Source organism: Robertmurraya sp. DFI.2.37 (assembly GCF_029211245.1).
GTDB lineage: Bacteria > Bacillota > Bacilli > Bacillales > Cytobacillaceae > Robertmurraya > Robertmurraya methanolica_A.
The window spans coordinates 1-255 of record NZ_JARGEJ010000972.1 but is presented as its reverse complement, the minus strand read 5'-3'; the positions used below and the strand labels follow the sequence as shown (position 1 = coordinate 255).

The 255-nt window shown below is 48.2% G+C and carries 1 rRNA gene; it reads left to right on the top strand.

The features are described from left to right. Positions 1-255 (top strand): 23S ribosomal RNA (locus tag PZE06_RS29385); the annotation flags it as partial.

Genomic DNA, 255 nt, shown 5'->3' with positions numbered 1-255 from the left:
AGAACCTGAAACCGTGTGCCTACAAGTAGTTAGAGCCCTATGCATATTTTCCTTTGGAAAAATGCTGGGTGATAGCGTGCCTTTTGTAGAATGAACCGGCGAGTTACGATTGCATGCAAGGTTAAGTCGAAGAGACGGAGCCGCAGCGAAAGCGAGTCTGAATAGGGCGTCTTGAGTATGTAGTCGTAGACCCGAAACCAGGTGATCTACCCATGTCCAGGTTGAAGTTCAGGTAACACTGAATGGAGGACCGAA